Origin of the sequence: Niallia oryzisoli (assembly GCF_036670025.1) — a bacterium.
GTDB lineage: Bacteria > Bacillota > Bacilli > Bacillales > Cytobacillaceae > Bacillus_BD > Bacillus_BD oryzisoli.
Genome location: NZ_CP137640.1, coordinates 5586898 through 5605878, shown reverse-complemented (window position 1 = coordinate 5605878; position 18981 = coordinate 5586898). Strand labels below are relative to the sequence as shown.

The 18981-nt window shown below is 39.6% G+C and carries 15 protein-coding genes and 2 pseudogenes; 11 read left to right on the top strand and 6 right to left on the bottom strand.

Annotation, left to right across the window (positions count from 1 at the left end; genetic code table 11):
- Window positions 1–32 precede the first annotated feature (32 nt).
- On the top strand, window positions 33–476 hold the full coding sequence (locus R4Z09_RS27910) for a cell wall hydrolase (protein WP_338449928.1): 444 nt from the start codon (window positions 33–35) through the stop codon (window positions 474–476).
- Between the two features lie 167 nt (window positions 477–643).
- On the opposite strand, the gene R4Z09_RS27905 is transcribed toward R4Z09_RS27910, so the two are convergent.
- Entirely contained in the window at window positions 644–1069 is a 426-nt protein-coding gene (locus R4Z09_RS27905; protein WP_422392223.1) for a MarR family winged helix-turn-helix transcriptional regulator, read from the bottom strand.
- A 118-nt stretch (window positions 1070–1187) separates the two neighbouring features.
- Between R4Z09_RS27905 and R4Z09_RS27900 the strand changes: the two genes are divergently transcribed.
- The gene (locus R4Z09_RS27900; protein WP_338449926.1) at window positions 1188–1775 is read left to right on the top strand and encodes an NAD(P)H-dependent oxidoreductase; all 588 of its coding nucleotides are present in this window, start codon (window positions 1188–1190) and stop codon (window positions 1773–1775) included.
- 256 nt (window positions 1776–2031) lie between these two features.
- On the opposite strand, the gene R4Z09_RS27895 is transcribed toward R4Z09_RS27900, so the two are convergent.
- Window positions 2032–2490 (bottom strand): hypothetical protein, encoded by a 459-nt coding sequence (locus R4Z09_RS27895; protein ID WP_338449925.1) that lies wholly within the window; start codon window positions 2488–2490, stop codon window positions 2032–2034.
- 425 nt (window positions 2491–2915) lie between these two features.
- On the opposite strand from R4Z09_RS27895, the pseudogene R4Z09_RS27890 reads away from it, so the two are divergent.
- The 5 genes and pseudogenes from R4Z09_RS27890 to R4Z09_RS27870 all read left to right on the top strand — a co-directional run bounded on the left by R4Z09_RS27890 (window position 2916) and on the right by R4Z09_RS27870 (window position 6476).
- A pseudogene (locus R4Z09_RS27890) lies at window positions 2916–4464 on the top strand (catalase).
- Window positions 4465–4694: 230 nt separating this feature from the next.
- On the top strand, window positions 4695–4925 hold the full coding sequence (locus tag R4Z09_RS27885; protein WP_338449924.1) for a glutaredoxin family protein: 231 nt from the start codon (window positions 4695–4697) through the stop codon (window positions 4923–4925).
- Between the two features lie 194 nt (window positions 4926–5119).
- Window positions 5120–5263, top strand: coding sequence for a hypothetical protein (locus R4Z09_RS27880; RefSeq protein ID WP_338449923.1), 144 nt, complete (start codon window positions 5120–5122; stop codon window positions 5261–5263).
- 245 nt (window positions 5264–5508) lie between these two features.
- A complete protein-coding gene (locus tag R4Z09_RS27875; RefSeq protein ID WP_338449922.1) occupies window positions 5509–5994 on the top strand; it encodes a nitroreductase in 486 nt (161 codons plus the stop codon).
- Window positions 5995–6107: 113 nt separating this feature from the next.
- Window positions 6108–6476 (top strand): hypothetical protein, encoded by a 369-nt coding sequence (locus R4Z09_RS27870; RefSeq protein ID WP_338449921.1) that lies wholly within the window; start codon window positions 6108–6110, stop codon window positions 6474–6476.
- A gap of 106 nt (window positions 6477–6582) precedes the next feature.
- Here the strand turns inward: R4Z09_RS27870 and R4Z09_RS27865 are convergent.
- Both R4Z09_RS27865 and R4Z09_RS27860 read right to left on the bottom strand, forming a co-directional pair.
- Window positions 6583–8157 (bottom strand): annotated as a pseudogene (locus R4Z09_RS27865) (response regulator); the annotation flags it as partial.
- 39 nt (window positions 8158–8196) lie between these two features.
- Window positions 8197–10935, bottom strand: a complete 2739-nt coding sequence (locus R4Z09_RS27860; protein WP_338449920.1) for an ATP-binding protein — start codon at window positions 10933–10935, stop codon at window positions 8197–8199.
- Window positions 10936–11372: 437 nt separating this feature from the next.
- On the opposite strand from R4Z09_RS27860, the gene R4Z09_RS27855 reads away from it, so the two are divergent.
- From R4Z09_RS27855 to R4Z09_RS27845, 3 genes are all read left to right on the top strand, one after another.
- Complete coding sequence (locus R4Z09_RS27855) at window positions 11373–12485, top strand: IS110 family transposase (RefSeq protein ID WP_338449919.1); 1113 nt, start codon at window positions 11373–11375, stop codon at window positions 12483–12485.
- A 785-nt stretch (window positions 12486–13270) separates the two neighbouring features.
- The gene (locus tag R4Z09_RS27850; RefSeq protein ID WP_338449918.1) at window positions 13271–14959 is read left to right on the top strand and encodes a methyl-accepting chemotaxis protein; all 1689 of its coding nucleotides are present in this window, start codon (window positions 13271–13273) and stop codon (window positions 14957–14959) included.
- A gap of 310 nt (window positions 14960–15269) precedes the next feature.
- Window positions 15270–16031 (top strand): transposase, encoded by a 762-nt coding sequence (locus tag R4Z09_RS27845; RefSeq protein WP_338449917.1) that lies wholly within the window; start codon window positions 15270–15272, stop codon window positions 16029–16031.
- A gap of 102 nt (window positions 16032–16133) precedes the next feature.
- Here R4Z09_RS27845 and R4Z09_RS27840 read toward each other — a convergent pair whose 3' ends face one another.
- Window positions 16134–16310 carry a hypothetical protein gene (locus R4Z09_RS27840; RefSeq protein WP_338449916.1) on the bottom strand — a complete coding sequence of 59 codons (177 nt, stop codon included), beginning with the start codon at window positions 16308–16310 and terminating at the stop codon, window positions 16134–16136.
- A 164-nt stretch (window positions 16311–16474) separates the two neighbouring features.
- Entirely contained in the window at window positions 16475–17137 is a 663-nt protein-coding gene (locus tag R4Z09_RS27835; RefSeq protein ID WP_338449915.1) for a hypothetical protein, read from the bottom strand.
- 344 nt (window positions 17138–17481) lie between these two features.
- Here R4Z09_RS27835 and brnQ point away from each other — a divergent pair, with 344 nt between their 5' ends.
- A complete protein-coding gene (gene brnQ / locus R4Z09_RS27830; RefSeq protein WP_338449914.1) occupies window positions 17482–18816 on the top strand; it encodes a branched-chain amino acid transport system II carrier protein in 1335 nt (444 codons plus the stop codon).
- The last annotated feature ends 165 nt before the right edge of the window (window positions 18817–18981 follow it).

Genomic DNA, 18981 nt, shown 5'->3' with positions numbered 1-18981 from the left:
TTTTTCATACTATTTACTTCGGGGGTGAAGAAATGGCAAGAGTAAGTTACCGAAGTTCGGATGTGGACTTAATGGCGAGGATGATGAGGGCAGAGGCCGAGGGTGAAGGAAAACAGGGAATGTTATATGTTGGGAATGTCATTGTAAATCGTGTGAATGCAGATTGTTTAGATTTTAAAGATGTGAGAACCATTAATCAGGTGATTTTTCAAGTACAAGGGGGAAATTTCTCCTTTGAAGCTGTTCAAAAAGGTAATGTATTTTATCAAAGAGCAAGAGATTCTGAAAGAAGATTAGCCAGACAGAATTTGGAGTATTGGCGAGATCACCCAGCGAAATATGCATTGTGGTATTTTAATCCATACGCTCCATGCCCTCCAACATGGTACGGTCAACCACATTCTGGTCAGTTTAAAAATCATTGTTATTATGAACCAAAACCTGGAACATGTGATAGTGTTTATATCGGAAGATAAGCTTACTCTTAAGTAAGCTTTTTTAATTAGGTCAAGAGGACAGTGCGCCCCAAAGCATAGGGACAGGATGAAAAATATCGGATTAGGCAACGTGTTTAGTCTGTTGAGAAAAACAGGGGAACAGTGCCAACGTTCCACCTGGGTGCGGTACCTGTCCCTGCGATCCATTAAAACAATTTGCTCTGAAGAATATCGATTGCGTGTTCGATATGTTCTAGATCTTTTTGCGAGGCATGTTCAATTCGCTTTAGAAAACGGGATTCTATGGTGGCAAAGGCTTCCTTCATTAGGGATTCTCCTTCTGGTGTAAGCCGAATATATTGCTTTCGTCGATCCGTGCCATCGTGGATCTTTTCAATTAAGTTTTTCTCCTTTAGCTTGCTAAGTTCACGACTTGTGTTCGGCATGGACATATTTTGACATTCGTTAATTTCACTAGGTGTCACAGGTTGGTTAACGGCGATATGCTCAAGAATGTTATATTGAACCTGCGAAATAGAAGCGGGCTTCGCATTTATGGTTAATTCATTTTTTACACGATGAACAGAAGATGTAAATGAAACAAGTTTTAAAAATAGCACACTTTTGTCCAAAATCACTCACCTCTTTTAGTCAAAATAACAAATCTGTTATCAAATTACAATTATCATTTGATAACTAATGTGAATGGTGTTACTATTTAGTTATCAAATGATAATAAAGAGGTGGGCTATGAATCTACTAATCATTTTTACATATCCAAATCATAAAAGTTTAAATTATGCCTTTTTACAAAAAGTGATAAAAGGAAGTAATGAAAATCCCAATATAAAGGAAATACAGGTATTAGATTTATACGAAGAGGGTTTTAATCCGCTGCTAGTATTTAACGAGGAAAAAAGAAGACGTGATATGTATAAGGACCCTGAAATTGAAAAATATAGAAAACAAATTATGTGGGCGGACAAGATCGTTTTTATCTATCCCATTTGGTGGGGAAGACCTCCCGCGATGTTGTTGGGATATATCGATCAATTATTTGCCAGCAATTTTGCCTATAAAGATAAGAAGGGATATTTCCCAGAGGGGCTTCTGAAAGGGAAGTCCGTTGTATGTGTATCCACCATGAAGGGGCCCACTCATTATCCATTCTTCTGGTTGAACAATTCACATAAAATTCTCATGAAAAGAGCCTTATTTAATTTTGTCGGCATTAAGAAAGTCAAGTTCTTTGAATTTGGATATATGGAAGGCCCAAAAGGAAATCAGCAGAAAAAGCTTGAAAAGGTTTATCGATATTTCAAAAAAATAGATCATTAAGCGAGACCTGTCCCTGTGGTCATCAAAGTGGTTTAGTTTCCTGTGTTCTGTTAAAATAACGAAAGAGCCGTTTTTATAATGTAATCGAGAACAGAATAGGAGGGGAAGAATTTTATTGTAAGATTCATGCAATTATCAAAACGGGGGAATTGTGTATGAAATTAAGAATATACACCATAAAAAGTCTATATTTTTTCATGATATTTATGGTGTTAATTTTAGGAAACATTGGGTTAAATAGTTGGACTGAACAAGTTTATGCAGCAGTTACAAATCCGATAGTTACACCAGAACCTGCGCCAACACCAGAACCCGCACCAACACCAGAACCCGCACCAACACCAGAACCCGCACCAACACCAGAACCCGCACCAACACCAGAACCTGCGCCAACACCAGAGCCTGCACCAACACCAGAACCTGCGCCAACACCAGAACCTGCACCAACACCAGAACCTGCGCCAACACCAGAGCCTGCACCAACACCAGAACCTGCGCCAACACCAGAACCCGCGCCAACACCAGATCCAGCACCAACACCGAACCCAGAAACTAATCCACAACAACCAGAATCACAATCAAGCTCCAAACCAGACCCAACACCAACCACTGAATCAAAGGAACAGACTAAAGTAAACTCAAATTCGACTTCTACAGATACAAAGAAACAGAAAGCAACCGATCCGAGTGAATTCGAGACGATTGATCTTTCCACTATTTTTCCTAAAAAGGACCCAAAACAAAACGAAGCTAATAGTGAAAAGAAATTATTACATTCAAAGGCAGAAGAAAAAGAACCTAGTAATCAGAATCCTTTTCGATCACAGAAGATCATTTTTTACCTTTCTGCCAGCATCCTAGCCGCAGGTATCCTTTTTTGGCTGCTTAGAAAAAGATGGTTCAGGAGTCGGTGAGACAAAGGGACAGGCCCCACAATCCAATCCGAGCATAGGAAAGATACAGATCCTTGTTCGGAGAGAAAAAAACGGTCACTGTCCTCTTTTATTTACTTAGGCGTGGACCTTTTCCCTAGTTCTAGTTCGAATGGGTCGCGGTGCCTGTCCCCCCTGTTCCAAGTTAGTATAATTTTTCCATTAATGGGTAAAAGAAAGAAGTGAATAGTTTAAGGAGGGCTTCGTTATGGAAGAGAATAAAAATGTTAATGCTTCAAATGGACAAGACGTGGAACGTGATACGTTAACGACAAGGCAGGGGCATCCTGTTTCGGATAATCAAAATATACGTACAATTGGAAATCGCGGTCCGGCCACACTTGAGAATTACCATTTCATTGAGAAAATTTCCCACTTTGACCGTGAAGAGATACCGGAACGAGTTGTACACGCACGAGGGTCCGGAGCCTTTGGTTATTTTGAAACATACGGAAAGGTTGGAAATGAACCAGTAGAAAAGTATACGCGCGCGAAAGTATTTTCAGGTGCTGGGAAAAGAACACGATGGCAACTGGGATCTCGTTGGGAACAACCTGAAAATTTTCTTTATCCGTGATGCGATGAAGTTCCCTGATATGATTCATGCGTTTAAGGCGGACCCAGCTTCGAATGTGCCGAATCCTGAGCGGATGTTTGATTTCGTTTCCCGAACGCCAGAAGCAACGCATATGATTACATTTTTATTTTCTCCATGGGGCATTCCCGCAACCTACCGCCACATGCAGGGTTCCGGTGTCAACACCTATAAGTGGGTCAATGCCAAAGGTGAGGCTGTGCTGGTAAAATATCACTGGGAGCCGAAGCAAGGAATTCGTAATTTAACACAAGAAGAGGCAAACGAGATTCAAGCGAAAAACGTCGGTCATGCGACACAGGATTTGTATGAAGCGATTGAACGCGGGGATTATCCAGAATGGGAGCTTTTTGTCCAGATTATGGAAGATGATTACCATCCTGAGCTCGATTTTGATCCGCTTGATGATACAAAACTCTGGCCGGAGGAAAAGTTCCCATGGCTGCCGGTGGGCCGGATGGTTCTTGACCGAAATCCAGTCGATTTTCATGCGGAGATTGAGCAGGCTGCCTTTGGTACAGGGGTTCTTGTCGATGGTATGGATTTTTCAGATGATAAAATGCTGCAGGGCCGTACCTTCTCTTACTCTGATACGCAGCGCTATCGGATCGGGGCGAATTATTTAAAATTGCCTGTGAACGCACCGAAAGCACCTGTTCGCACGAACCAGCATCGCGGACAAATGGATATCCGTGATCCGAAAGAGTCTGGAGAAAATCCACATATTAACTATGAACCATCCATGCTCGGCGGCTTTAAGGAAGCTAGCACCGAAGGCCGTGCACCACACCAGCCGATGTACAATGCTGCTGCAATGAGTGCCCCGATTGATCGCCCGAACAACTACGGGCAGGCGGGACATACCTACCGCAGCTTTGAAGACTGGGAGCGCGAAGAATTAATCAAAAATCTATCCGAAGCGCTTGCCGTATGTAACAAACGAATTCAAGATGCAATGATCGATCACTTCACACAAGCCGATGAAGACTATGGCCGTCGTGTAAAAGAAGGAATCGAAAAGGTCATGAAAGAAATGAAACAGGAAAATAAAGTCCCTGGACGTGAAGCAGGAAAATCAAAATATGGCGGCCAAGGATCATTAGCGCAGAATGAAGCAACAAAAGATGCCGTAAATAAAAGCCAAAAAGCCGATCCTTATTAATGGGTCGGGGGGACAGGCACCGCGACCCAATCCAAAGGGGTAAAAGGGAGTGGTGCCCATACACAATGCCAGATAGAGCCACTCTGGCATTAATTTTTATCAATCATAGGGAAAAATAAGTTGAGTCCAGTAAAATTCTCTTTTTTTACAAAGGAAGGCTGAATAATTGACAGCATGGCCAGGATATTTTACTATACCTATTAGGGTATAAAGATGGGGAGGCATGCAAAATGAACGATATTACGGTATATTCAACCAATACTTGTCCGTACTGTACAATGATGAAACAGTTTCTTGAATCACAAGGATTAAACTATAATGAAGTAAATGTGCAGACAGATCAAGTCGCTGCCCAAAAGCTTGTCAAGGAAACTGGACAAATGGGCGTACCGCAGACAAAAGTAAATGGTCATTGGGTCCTTGGCTTTGACCCGGAAACACTGATGCAATATGTAAAATAAGGAAAAGGGACAGGTTCCACTTTCGTACGATTATGTAATACCGTACGGACGTGGAACCTGTCCTTTTGATTTGTTCATATTTTCAAACTGGGTCGCGGTGCCTGTCCCTCTGTACCACATCTATACCATTAATCGAATAATTAGCGGACTTTCCAGGGATAATAGGTGAGATAAATTGATAGGAGGTTTTTTCTTTGAAAACAAATAAAAAGCAGCAAACGAATAAAATAAACGGTAAGGCGCAGGCTTTACAAAATAAAACCGGCAATTCGCAAATGGAAGGGCAGGCCCCTGCCCAAAAAGACGGATTTCGCTATGATTACAATGATAATTTTTGAGGAACATAGTGGCAGGCACTTTGGGACAAGGTGCCTGTCCCCAGAACGCAGGGATAGGCGCTACGTTCTTGAGTCCTAGTTGGTATTGGTATCTTCTCTTTGTGAAGACCTTTGGAGTTGTGAGTATCTCCAAAGGTTTTATTATGTTGGTGGTAATTTAATAAGTAATCAGACAATTTATTTGACTTCTTGTATACGATTGTATACAGTTGTTAATAACATAGCACTAAAGGGGAGGAATTACTATGGATATCTTAGATATCATTTATTCACGACGCAATATAAAGAACTTCAAATCAGATCCAGTCGATATGGAGCAGATCAACAAATGGCTGCAGGCCGGTACAATGGCTCCCAATCATAGAATGACTGAACCTTGGGAAGTTTACTTGGTTGGTCCGGAGACAAGAGCACAGTTAAACCACAAATCTGATTTCTGGAATGCCCCTGTTGTACTTGCTGTTTTATCTAAGCACGGTGCCACAGAAGCTGAAACCTATGAGAATGTTCTGGCTACAGCATGCTTTGTACAAAATTTTAACTTAGCCGCATGGGCAGAAGGGGTTGGAACTTTCTGGTCATCAATGGGAAATAATCAGCAAAAGCGTGACATTCTAGGTGTTCCAGATGATTATGATGTCATCGGTGTATTTGGTGTGGGGTATCCAGAGGAAATTAACCAGCCAAAAGAAAGAACAATTATTGAAGATAAAATAAAGTATCTTCCTTAAAAAGAGTGAAAAAAGAAGCCCTTAGCGGCTTTTTTTGTTACAGGTGGTTTAACACATATGTGGAAATGCGATGGTGAGAATCAAGGGGAATAATAAGAGCGGAGGTTTAACAAATGGACACTGTTCTTGCATATGTGATTTCCTTTTTTGTAATTGTAATAACAGTATTTATCACGCTTTATTTTAAATCTGAACTAGAGCGAATGTTTGGCGAAAAAAAGGATGTTGTTGTTTTTCATATTTGTAATGTGGTAATTATCTTAATGACAACCCTCGCGGCACATGCTGTTACGACGATTTATATCATGGGAAATGAATTCGCCTTGATACGGCAACTAGTTATTCACTTGATCATGATCCTGCCAATTTACATTTTTGGACATTTTGCATTTGAAAAATATAAATTCATTAATCGAAAATATGTAAAAGCTGCGAACGGAAAAGTTCTTATCATTAACGAAAAGTATTTAAAAAGAAAATAAACTAGGAATCTTGGTCAATTAGAGGAACGAGGACTAGGAGCTAAAACCTTAATTAGGTAAAAGCCCCACATGTACCTTTAGTGGGGCTAGATTATGATAAGGCAGCTTAACTACCTATTGTATTAAATGAAGACAAGTGGGTCGTAGTGCCTGTCCCCCCGACCCGCTGTCCCTCCGACCCGGGAAATTTGATGAGGAAGGTTGTTCCTGTTTCTCCGGTTTGGATGTCGATTGTGGCATGGTGGCGGGCGGCAATGGCGAAGCAGACGCCGAGGCCCAATCCGGTCCCGTTATCTTTTGTTGAGAAGAAAGGAGTGCCTAATTTTTCTAACACTTCTGGTTTAATTCCTTCTCCTTGGTCCTGGATGGAGAGGACCACCTGTTCTTTTTCCATGTAGGTTCTGATTGTCAGCTCTTTTCCAGGTTCCATGGCTTCTAGGCCATTACGGTAAAGATTCAGGATTAATTGACGCATTTCATTCCGGTTCAATAGTAAACTAGGAATCTCACTCGTTTCCATTATTATTTCTTTATTTTGATTACTTGCATTCGCATGTAGTAAAGGACTTAGATCATATAGTATTGAATTTAAATTTAATCTCTCCAGATTGGTTGTCTTGATCGTACCCATGGAAAGAAATTCTGAAATAATGGCATTCGCACGGTCTAGTTCATCGATCATGAGTGTAAAGTAATCAGTAAACTGCCCAAACTCATTTTTTTCATTTAATAGCTGTAAAAATCCGCGTACTGTGGTCATAGGATTGCGGATTTCATGGCTGATTCCTGCTGCCATTTGTCCAATTAACTCTAGTCCTGATAAACGTTTCATTTCCTGTTCATATTTTTTCTTTTCAGTTATATCCCTAACAAAACAGCAGATCCCGTCTTCAAACGGGTAAACATTTACGGCAAACCATGAATCATCATGATAGGAAGGGGATTCGAAGTGGACCGCAATCCTTTCTGTCATGGCGCGATGGAATTCCTGGTACAAAAACGTATCCACTGCATTTGGAAAAATACTCCACACGTTTTTTCCTATTACATCCTTTGCTGTTAGATACTCAGGAAAAACGTGATGATCATTGACATAAATATAGTTCCAATTTTTATCCAATGCAGCGAATCCGTCTGTAATACTATGGATGATTCTGCTGATCTTCTCATTAGCGGCTGCTAGTTCTTTTGTCCGCTCCTTAACAGTTTTTTCGAGGAGGTCATGGTGTTGAAGCAGCTTCTGCGTTAATAAGTCCTTTTCTTCCTCCAGCTTTTTCCTAGCCTGTAAAACCTGTTCGAGCTCCTGATTCTTCTGGGCCAATTCATCCTTTGACCGTTTAAGGGATATATGGGTCCGTACCCTCGAAATTAGCTCTCTTCTGTTAAAAGGCTTCGTGATATAATCTACGGCTCCCAGCTCAAACCCTTTTACAATATCTTCTGTTTCGCTTTTTACCGTTAAAAAGATGATGGGAATTTCTTTATATTTCGGGTCCGCTTGAAGCGTTCCGCATACTTCATAGCCGTCGATGTCAGGCATCTCAACGTCCAATAAAATGAGCTCTGGTATGTTTTCTTCAAGAAATTGATACACTTCATGGGCCTTCTGGGCAATCCCAAGCTCATACCCGCACTCCGCCATGATCGTGGCTAACACTTTAATATTATTTGGGTTATCATCAACGATTAATACTAGATTATTACCTCTATTTTCCATTTATTAATGATCCTTTACTAGTATTTTTTCAATCTGTTTTAGTGCTAACTTAATGTGAACAATATCGTAGCATTCTGCATGATTCATGAGTTCTTTTCCTTTGGTTATCAGCAGCTCCAATTGGTGTTTTTCCCCTAATGTGACTAGCAGCTGGGCTAACCTTTTTACCGTGCTGATAATGAGGGAGGTTTCTAATCTTTTTAATAACGGATTTATTTGATTCCTAATATCAGCTAATACTTCAGGTGTGATGGTGTCTTGCGTGATGCTTTTCTCCTGATGATCAGGAACACTTGCGTCATGCTCGACAACTCCTTTTTGAATGAAGGGTGCAATTTCACCGAATAGCTGGGTGCTTGTTACAGGCTTCGTGAGAGATCCATCAAATGGATGGTCCTTTGGCAGATCAGCGCTTATCGCGATGACTGGAATATGAGCTGTCAGATGGTTTTCTCGTAGTTTCATCGAGAGCTCAACCCCATCGATCATCGGCATACACAGGTCTGTAATGATTAAATCAGGTTCTTCTGACTTGCACACTTGAAGTGCTTCTGCTCCATTTTGCGCCAGCAGGACACGAATTCCGGCTTTTGACAGGTATTCTTTTAATAAAAAGCGATTCGTCTCCATGTCATCCACGACAAGTATGGTTGTATTTGCATACTGGTGTTTCAAAACAGAAGGGTATGCAGCTTCTTTTGACTCTGATCCAACATCCGTGGCAATTTCGACATTCTTAAATTCAATATGAAACACGCTGCCTTTGCCAACTTCACTCTCAACCGAGATGTTCCCGTTCATCAATTCTACTAATTTTTGTGTAATAGAAAGCCCGAGACCGGTGCCTCCATATTTTTTAATACTTTGTCCTGAAATTTGCGTAAAAGCTTCAAATATTCTTTCCCTTTCCGTTTCAGGAATACCGATGCCTGTATCTTGAACAGATAGGCGCAGGTCGACAGAGTGTTTGTTGCCCGTTTTAGATGGAATGGCTTTTATGGATAGTTTTACATACCCTTTCTCTGTAAACTTCACAGCATTCCCGACAATATTTAATAAAATTTGCCGCATTCTGACTTCGTCCAACAGGATGATTTCAGGAATGTCATTTGGAAAGTCTACAAATAAACGAATTTCTTTTCTGTTGACCTCTTGCATGAAGATCATTTCAATTTCTTTAAATATCGTTTGAAGCTTGATCGGCTTATACTGTACTTCCATTTTTCCAGCTTCAATTTTTGAAAGGTCGAGAATATCGTTAATAATCAGCAGCAAACTATTCCCAGCACTATTAATCGTTTTGACATAGTTTTGCTGTTGTTCGTCCTTAATCGTATCCTGCAGCAGATCGCTTAAACCAATAACTGCATTTAACGGTGTCCGAATTTCGTGGCTCATATTGGCTAAAAATTCACTTTTGGCTTTATTGGCTTTGTCGGCTTCTATTTTTGCCGCGTTTAACTCCCTGTTTGCTTTTTCGATTTCGGTTGTTCGTTCTTTTACCTTTTCTTCTAGATGATTAATATGTTTATATAATTGCTCGGCCATGTTATTAAAAACATGGGACAGCTTCCCGATTTCATCATTCTTGTAGATTTTGGCCCTGTGTAGAAGAGCACCTTGTGAGAATTGTTCAGCAGACCAGATTAAGTTGTGTATAGGTGTTAAAATAACATCTGTTACTTTTTTATAGATAATGATTGAAAGAAACATCGCCATGATGGATAAGACGATCGCTGCTTGAATGTTTTTATTAATTTGGGCTGTTAACTGATTATCTGGGATCGAGGTAATGATCAACCAATCAATTCCGTCTTTTTTATACTCTGTTAGTTTAATATGAAGGTTCCCATCGTCTGTTTTTTTGACCACTTTTGTTTCGCCTGTATTTTTATAATGTTCATAGGCTTCTAGGACGTTTTTGTCTTCAAGGCTGTCGATTGAAATTCTTTTAAGCGTGCCGTCAGAAAGAGATTGAAAGGATTGAATATCAAGTGAATTTGCCACTAATTCACCCGTGTTTCTTTCAATCACATAAGCTGTTGCAGCCCGATCGGCTACGAGTTCTTTCAAATAGCCGTTTAGACTAGAAAGAGTAATCCGTGTCCCGAGTACGCCTTGAAATTGACCGTCATGATTATAAATCGGATAGGCAGAGGTAAGGACAAGATCATCCTTAATAAAATGCTTGTACAATGGAGAAAAAATCGGCCTCCCCGCTTCTTTGGTCATTTGATACCATAGTCTTGTACGGGGATCAAATTCTCCAAAGTCCTCGACAAACTGTCCTTCCGTCAAATCCTCCGTTATCGAGTAATATAAAGAATGTCCGTTTGTTTCAGCATTGCTTCGATAGAGTTGGATGTTACCATTTTCGGTTCTGCGCGCACCGTAATAATCGCCGTTTTCTAAACCATAGCTGATGCTATAGATATTCTCATTGCTAGATTCCATAATACTGGTAAAAAAGACATCTCGTTCGGCCTTATTATTCATATCGACAATCCCATTTTCAATTACATTATGATTCATCGCATTCATCGAATAGGGAAGGTAAATTAGTTCTTCAATCTTTTTCTGGATATCTCTACTCGAGGCGTTTTCCATTTTTAAAATAATGTTTTCCGACGATTCCTTCCAATTCGAAAAGATAATATACCCTATGGTCAGAAGTGTACTTACCATTAGGATGATAAACGAAATACTGATCATCCCCCTAATGGAACTCGTTCTTTTATTCATTGATGCCAAACCCCATTCTAGTACTTCCTTCCTGCAATCGTATATATTTCTACACTATTCTAATTATTATGTCTAAAAAAGTAGAAACTTGCAAGATGGAACAGGGGGACAGGCACCGCGACCCAGCCTGATTGCTGAAATTGGGTCGAGGGGACAGGCACCGTGACCCAGTCTGATTGCTGAATTGGAGGAAAGGTCCTGCGAATCAGTTTGAACAACCAAATAAAAAACCAGGTCCCATCAATTTTTGCTGATAGGACCTGGTTTTTTTATTTATTAGAAGGACTTTGCGTTGGGTTAGTTTGGTTAAAAGTGGGTCGAGTTATCATGAACGAAACTAGCTCCTTACTCGTAACAACGTAGGTTAATTTGGTAAGAATGTTTACTGTGAAAAACAAACCAAATCAGAGCCACAATACGAATAGGAGCTAGTTATTATGAAGGATACCATAAAATACGTTGGTTTAGACGTGCATAAGGAAAAAATAGCTGTTGCCATTGCAGAAGAAGGTCGTGGAGAACCACGATATTGGGGAGTCATTCCCCATAAAGTGGAAGATATAAAAAAATTAGTTAATAAACTTGGTGATCCTGCAACTCTTCGAGTTTGTTATGAAGCTGGTTCATCAGGCTATGGATTATACAGATTGTTTCTAAGTATGGGTATTTATTGCGCAGTGATCGCACCATCTCTAATTCCTAAAAAGCCGGGTGAACGTATTAAAACAGATCGTAGGGATTCTATTCGGCTTGCCCAGCTTTTCCGTTCAGGTGAATTAACTTCAATATATGTACCAACTGAAGAAGATGAAATTCTACGGGATTTAGTGCGAGCACGTGAAGATGCTAAAGAGGATGAATTAAGAGCGAAGCATCGATTAACTAAATTTTTACTACGGCATAATATTCGAGCTCCGAAAGGAGTTAAAAATTGGACCCATAAATATCGCGAATGGTTAAATACATTAAAATTTGAACATTCATCATCGAAGACTGTCTTTAAAGAATATCTTCATCACCTCTATGAAATTGAACAAAGAATTAAACGGTTAGAAGAAGAAATACAGGTACAGGCAACTGAAGGTGTTCATGCCCCAATGATACAAGCACTTCAAGCTTTAAGAGGAGTAGCTATTATAACCGCAACAAGCTTGGTCGCTGAAATCGGTTCATTTAGAAGATTTATTTCGGCCAAACACTTTATGTCTTATGTAGGACTTATTCCAAGTGAACATTCTAGTGGAGATAGTAGGAGACAAGGGAATATTACAAAAACTGGGAACCGTCATGTTCGTCGTTTATTAATTGAATCTGCATGGAGTTACCGTTATCAACCTGCCGTAAAAGGAGAATTAAAAAGAAGACAAGAAGGACAACCAGCTAGTATTCAAGCAATTTCTTGGAAAGCACAAAATCGTCTCCATAAAAAGTATTTTCGCCTTTTATCAAGAGGGAAATCAGGTGGAAAAGCAGTAACAGCAGTAGCAAGAGAATTAGCAGGATTTATTTGGGCAATTACTCAAGAAGTGGAGAATCTAGCTGAGGTTTAAAAAAAATCTATTAATACCAAAAGATTCGTAAGAAAAAATTAGAAAGAGAAATAGATTCCTGAGAACAGGGCTCGAAGGCAAAGAAAAATACCGGAAAGGATCATCCACGTGGTACCTCTGTACCGTGTCTAAATAGACTAATGTACGTGTCGAGTTAGTGGAAAGTCCTTTATACGGAAAGATAAAATGTGAAAACCCACGAATATCAGAGTGCTAACCGCAGTAGAGATTTTTGCCTTCGTGCCGTGTTCTTAACTTCTATTTATAATACGAAAAGGAGGAAATTGTTTCTACTTCCCAACCTAACACAGTGTCTCAATTCATAGAGTAGTCGTCAAGGAAAGCACTTGACAACTATTCTATGAATTGAGGGGTGGCTATTAGGTTGAGAAGAAGATTCCCTAGCCTGTAAAGGCTCATTTATAACCAAAAAGAAAAGAAGCCGAAAATAGCTTCTCTTCTTAAAGTTGGTCAAAAATATAATAAAAAATGTTATTGAGTGGGACGCTTGACTGTTTCGTTCATATCAGGTGCCTGTCCCTGTGACCCGTTTTGTGTTTTTCCATATAATAAATCGGCTTAACTTTGACAATTTTGCGAAAGGAACTAGGGTCATAGACACCTCGACGCTATACGGTGCCTTGGTTCTCATTATTCAACCAGAATGTTCAATCATAAAACACACAAGAAGGATATATTATTGTAAAATATAATAAGATATGAGAGACAGGCACTTCGGCCTAGGGTCGAGGTGCCTGTCCCTGCAACCCAACGGGAGGGTATTTATGAAGATTAAAACAAAGCTGATTTTACTAGTTTCTTTATTAGTGGCTGGTATTTTGATTTCAGGATTTTTAGCTATTTTGCAATCGAATGTAACAGGTAACGCAGAACGTGTAATTAGAGAACTTCAAGGCTTACAATTAACGATGAAATCAATGGAGTACCGTTTTACGGGAATTTCCAATGACGAGAGAGCGTTTCTTCTTACTGGTAATGATGAATTTACTGCTGAGATCGAGGATAAAAAAGAAGAGATCAAGCAATATATTTCAGAAGTAAAAAAAATACCACTGGACAATCAAGATAAAAAGGCGCTAGATGAACTAGAAACGAACTTACAAACGTATTTTGAAGCCAATCAAAAAATGGCGGATGCGTATCATAATGGGAATGAAGAAGAGGCTCTGGCGTTACATATGGAAGAGCAGAGAACGATTCGAAAAGGGTTAGTTGATCCAAGCGTTGAGAATTTTATTTTAAAAGTAAATGAAGCGATTAATGAAAAAACAAAATCGCTGGAAGAAACGAAAAAAATTAGCTCAGCTGTTTTATTTGCAACGGTTCTATTATCCATTATCTGTGGGATTTTCATTTCTTCTTTAATTATCCGCTCCATCAATCGTCCAATTCGAATCATGAATGCACGTTTGAAGGAAATTGCGGAAGGTGAGGCTGATCTTACGCAGGAAATAATGATTAAGTCGCGGGATGAATTAGGTGAAATGGCTTCTTCTTTTAACCAAATGATTGGGAATTTAAGAGAATTAATTAGACAGGTATCGATGAATGCGGAGCAGGTGGCGGCAGCATCGGAGCAGTTATCGGCAAGTTCTGAAGAAACAACAAAAGCTACTGAACTCATTGCTGCAACGGTTCAAGAGGTTGCGGTTGGAACGGATAGACAGGTTCAAAGTTTGAATGAAACAGATCAAACGATCTATGATTTAACTTCTCTTGTCACGCAAATCGCGGTTAATTCAGATATCGTTTCAAAAACATCTGTCCAAGCATCAGAGAAGGCTGCTGATGGAAATCAATCCGTAACAAATATTATTTGTCATATGGATGATATTAATGAGACCGTAAATCATCTCTCACAAAAAGTAAAAACATTGGGAGAGCGCTCCGGCCAAATTAATGAGATTATTGGGGTGATTACAGGAATTGCTGATCAAACCAATCTATTAGCCTTAAATGCAGCCATTGAGGCGGCGAGAGCAGGGGAACATGGACGAGGTTTTGCCGTTGTAGCAGATGAAGTCCGAAAGTTAGCTGAGCAATCCTCTGAGTCTGCTCGTCAGATTTCTTCACTGATATCCGTAATTAAAAAGGATACAGATAATACAGTTGAATCGATGGATGATACGACCATTAAAGTCTCTGATGGAATCCAATTAATCCGTGAGGCTGGAAATTCATTTAAACAGATTGAAGAAGCGGTACAGGAGGTTACTTCTCAAATTCAAGAAGTAACAGCAGCCGTTCATCAGTTGTCCGCTGGAGCAGATGATATGGTAAGCAGCATGACCGTTGTCGCTAAAGTGTCAGAGGAAATAGCAGATGGAACCCAGAACATGTCCGCCTCCACAGAAGAACAAGTAGCAGCCATGGAAGAAATCGCAGCATCCTCATCCTCCCTAACTAGAATGGCGGAAGAATTACATGATTTAATTAAAAAGTTTAAAATATAGAGAGAGTCAGTGGGACTCAGCACCATGACCCAGTGGGGGTCGCGGTGCCTGTCCCTTCGACCCAACAATTTTTTTAATTACTCCAAAATTTAATTTTTACCTGCCTTTATTTTGTAAATCCGCTTTTTCTCCACTAAAAATAGAAATATTCCTTCATTTAACACCTTCAATTTTAAAGAATCGATTTTTGACATGTTTATAGAAGTAAATTACGATTTATTTGTTGAGACGTATTTGGACTACCCGATTACGATTATAAACGATTGTTGTAAACGATAGTAACAATAATTTTGGGTTTGAGGTGAGAGAGATGCCAAGAAGAGCTAGGCTGAAAAGTCGAAGTGGAATCTATCACGTTATGATAAGAGGCGTTAACCGACAAATTATTTTTAAAGATGATGAGGATAAGGGCAGACTAGTATGGACGTTAAGAAAATATAAACCTATTAGTAAGTATCAGATATTCAGCTACTGTTTAATGAATAATCATATACATTTGCTTATGAAGGAATCAGAGGAAGGCCTTTCGGAAGCGATCAAGCGGATTAGCTCGAGCTATGTATATTGGTACAATACGAAATATAATCGAATTGGGCACCTGTTTCAAGACCGTTATAAAAGTGAAAATGTTGAAGATCGAGCTTATTTTTTAACCGTCCTTCGCTATATACATCAAAACCCGATGAAAGCCGGGCTGGCTAGCGACGTATTTGAGAGTACTTGGACGAGTGCAAATCAGTATATCCATCCTGATACTCTAGTGGACATTGATTTTGGACTGAATTTGTTTTCTTCTGATAGGAGTGAGGCCATTACAATGTATAAAGACTTCATGCAACAGTCTAATGATGATCAATGTTTAGAAGACATGGTGAAAATAAGAATAACGGATGATGAAGTAATGGCGCATTTGCGTCAATTAGGTGTGAATAATGGCAACATACTCCGGCAAATGAAGAAAAACGATAGAGATGCCATACTAGAAGAACTGAGAAGGTTGAACCATGTTAGCTTAAGCCAGATAGCCAGAGTCACGGGAATATCAAAAAGTGTGATACAACGGCTCCGTTGACATTTGTGGGCCGCGGGTGGGTCGCGGGGACAGGCACCGCGACCCTGGGTCAAGGTGCCTGTCCCCTCCGTTCCATGTCCCCTCCGTTCCAGCGGTTCTTCGTCAAACTATTTCTTCCTCGTCAATGCGATAATGAATCAAATAATAAACCTCCGTACCAAAGCCATCTATAGATGCAGTCATAGATATGTTTACGATTTCTACCTTACCGTCATATTCCCGTAACCATGCATTCACATGTTTTTCTTTATCTAGAACCTTGATTTGAGAAATTTTCATCGATTCATCCTCCTTTGTTACGCAGTACAATCATATTTTCAAATTTTATTTTTATGATTGAAAAGTAAAAAAGAGCTTAAAGCTCTTTTTGCTTAAACGATTAGCTGCCAGACGTGATTTCATGGAAAACTGTTTTACACACCATTAAAAGTGTGTCCCCGTATCTAATAGGTCTTAACCACCTGATTAACTCCAGTAATAACAGTAGGATACTGTAGAATTCGATACCGCGGATCAATTAATTTATAATCCCTTAGGAAGACTTTACCTTGGATAAATGAAACTGTATCTGCCTGAGCGCACAATTCGTGCTCACTCTCAAAGCGCTCATTTCTTTCCCTAAGTGCACCATTTCCTGATGGATCCACTTCCTGGCCACTTCCATCAAAGAAAACGATCGGAGTAGCCGCAGTATTTTCACCTGAAATCGTGAAGGTAGCTGTCCCGTTTTCATCTGTTAAAATTTCAACGCCATTTTGCGTACCATCATTTGCCTGGTAAGGAATCACGAATCCATTCGCTTGGTCAATCACATAAATGTTTTTTTGCGTCCCTGGAGCAATATTTATTTTTTCCAAAAAAGTAACATTGATGATTTCATCTTGAATCGGCCTTTTCGTTATAGGGTGAATTACAGTCACCGTATACGTTTTTGGTGATCCATTTAAAAACTGATTACCTTGGCTGTCTCCTGTAATGGTAAAAAAGTCCCCTTGGTATTTACATGAATTATTTGAATCCCCTTCTGGCGTGTCAGCGAAAGCCGGCATAGCGAAAGATAAAGCCATCGTCACAGAAGCCAATATGGCCATCAACCTCTTTTTCACTACAATCCTCCATTTCCTTTGTAAAACTAGAAACTTCCTCATAATCAACATTATATTTTTAAATATTTGAATGATGACAAATAAAAGGAACAGAGGGACAGGTTCATCGACCTAAAATCAGTAAGAAAGGGCTCTTTTTACGATAAATAATAGAGAAGAATGATGTTGTAGCTTAGAGATTAGCATCAGAACTATGTCCATTGACCCCTAAGACAGGGTCGAGGTGCCTGTCCCCCCGACCCTAGCCCCACATACTGGTAGTTTTTAAATTTTGTAGGCAATTGAGAGGGTATCTGATAGAATGAAACTATTCTAATATAGTAAATTAGTCAGGGGTGAAATGTTTGAATAAATTGACCAAAAGAGAAATTATGTTTATTGGCTTTATGTTATTTTCCATGCTGTTCGGGGCAGGAAATTTAATTTTCCCAGCTTATTTGGGACATACTGCCGGCGAGAATGTATGGCAAGCGATCCTAGGATTTATTATTTCAGATGCAGGTCTTGCAGTACTAGCTATTATCGCAATTGCAAAATCTGGTTCATTGGACACATTAGTCAATCGGGTGAATCCTATTTTTGCCCTGATTTTTCCAATTTCCATTTATCTCGCGATTGGACCTGGACTTGCTATTCCGCGTGCAGGCAGCCTTGCATATGAAATGGGAGTAAAGCCTTTTTTACCAAATACGATGGAGTCGTCACCAATTGGACTTTTGGTTTATACCATTGTATTTTTTAGTATTGTCTTTTGGTTCACCAAATCGCCGTCTAAATTAGTAGACCGTTTTGGAAAAATATTAACCCCTTCTTTATTAATTTTAATTACTATTGTGTTTATCAAAGCGTTATTTACGGATCTTTCCAGTTTTCCAGATGCCACTTTATCTTATAAAGAGAATCCTATTTCACAAGGGTTTTTAGATGGCTATCAAACCATGGATGCGATTGGAGCCTTAGTTTACGGAATTGTTTTTATCAATCTTTTTAGAAATAAAAACATCACGAGACCTGCATTGCAGGTTAAATATTTAACGATATTTGGACTGATCTGCGGACTGCTTTTAACTTTGTGTTACTTAATTATTGCGTACCTGGGGGCATCTTCTTCGCTTCCAGGAGAAGTTGATAATGGAGCGATTGTCTTAAGTACCGTATTGCAGCAGTTGTTCGGGCAGAGTGGATCGATTGTGTTAGGGTTAATTTTTACATTAGCCTGTCTGAGCGTTTGTATTGGACTAATTACATCATGCGCGCAATATTTCTCGAGTATTTTTCCAAAACTATCATATATAAAAGCGTCGATCATTTTATGTTTAATCAGCGGCTTTGTAGCTAACCTTGGTCTGTCACAAATTTTAAAAGTATCTGTTCCTATTCTTGGTTTAATGTATCCAATTGCGATTGCCTTAATCATTTTAGGTCTGCTGCATGATCGTTTACCGTATAATCAGCGGTCTGTTTATGTCATGACCATCGGTTTTGTTGGATTATTTAGCTTAGTAGAAATCATCAACACCACCTTTTTAAATGGTTCCATGTCAGCGTTATTATCCCATGTCCCTTTCCAACCAAACGGCTTTGGCTGGGTCATTCCAGGTTTACTCGGTCTCATTATCGGAAGTTTCATTGAAAAAATGAAAGTCCAAGAAGAAATCATTGAGAAGAAAGCTGCATAGAGACGAAGGAACAGCAATTGGGTCAGAGGGACAGGCACCTTGACCCAAATTTGCCTACTAAAATCTACAACAGGTCATGCTTGAGCTTGAACAAACCCTATAAAATGAATTAATAAATGGCTCCGGTAATAAACCGGGGCCATTTTTAAATACTCCACTATGAAT